At 75.5% G+C, this 1,375-nt stretch carries 1 protein-coding gene; it reads left to right on the forward strand.

Annotated elements, in window-relative coordinates; all coding sequences use genetic code 11:
* Positions 1-1,375: acyltransferase domain-containing protein (locus H5J30_RS33395; RefSeq protein WP_181791480.1), on the forward strand; the 1,375-nt coding region annotated here is incomplete at both ends.

Genomic DNA, 1,375 nt, shown 5'->3' on the forward strand with positions numbered 1-1,375 from the left:
GCCCGTAGCGGGCAAGCTGGCGTTCCTCTTCTCCGGGCAGGGCAGCCAGCACCCGGGCATGGGGCGGGACTTGTACGCCCGGTTCCCCGCCTTCGCCGAAGCGCTGGACGAGGTGGCGGCAGCCCTCGACCCGCACCTGGACCGGCCGCTGCGCGAGGTGATGTTCGACGCGGACGCCGAGGTGCTGGACCGTACGCGGTACGCGCAGCCCGCGCTCTTCGCCTTCGAGGTCGCGCTCTTCCGGCTCCTCGGCCACTGGGGCGTCACCCCCGACCACCTCGCCGGACACTCGGTCGGCGACATCGCCGCCGCGCACTGCGCCGGTGTCCTCGACCTCGCGGACGCCGCCCTGCTGGTCGCCACCCGGGCCCGGCTGATGCAGGAGATGCCCGCCACGGGCGTCATGATCTCCCTCCAGGCGTCCGCCGACGAGGTCACCCCGCACCTCACCGAGGGCGTGACGATCGCGGCCCTCAACAGCCCGACCACCACAGTCATCTCGGGCGATGCCGACGCCGCCCGTGCAGTCGCGGAGCGGTTCCGCTCCCGTGAGCTGCACGTGAGCCACGCGTTCCACTCCCCGCACATGGACGGCATGCTGGACCCCTTCCGCGAGGTCGTCCGCACCCTCACCTTCCACCCGCCGCGCATCCCGCTCGCCGTCGACGCGGACCGGCTCCGCGACCCCGAGCACTGGGTACGCCACGTCCGCGAACCCGTCCCCTTCGCCGACCACCTCGCCCGGCTCGCGGCCGACGGCGCCGCCGCGTTCGTCGAAGTCGGCCCCGACGCCGCCCTGGCCACCCTCGCCGGCCAGAGCTTCGCCGACGGCACCGACCACCTCGCCGTCGCCCTCCAGCGCCGTACCCGCGCGCAGGTGCCCACCCTCCTCACGGCCGTGGCCACTCTCCACACCCATCACGCCGCCACCCCCGCCTGGGCCGCGCTGCTCCCCGGCGCCCGGCCGGCCGACCTCCCCACGTACCCCTTCCAGCACAAGGACTTCTGGCTCCCGCCGTTCGCCCCGGGCACCTCGCTGGCCGGCCGCGACGCGCACCCGTTCGTGGAGACCGCCACCCGCCCCGCGGACGGCGACCGGCTGGTCCTCACCGGCCGGCTCTCCCCGCGTACGCACCCCTGGCTCGCCGGCCACGCCGTCGCCGGCCGCGTCCTCCTCCCGGGCACCGCATACGTCGAGCTGGCGCTGGCGGCGGGCGTACGGCTGGACGAGCCCGGCTTGGGCGTCGAGGAGTTGACGCTGCACGCACCCCTGGTGCTGCCGGACGCGGGGGCCGTGGAGATCCAGGTGCTGGTGGCGGAGGCCGACGCCGCGGGGCGGCGGGAGATACGCATCCACGCGCGGCCCGAACCCGCG

Origin of the sequence: Streptomyces phytophilus (assembly GCF_013870535.1) — a bacterium.
Classification (GTDB): Bacteria; Actinomycetota; Actinomycetes; order Streptomycetales; family Streptomycetaceae; genus Streptomyces; species Streptomyces phytophilus.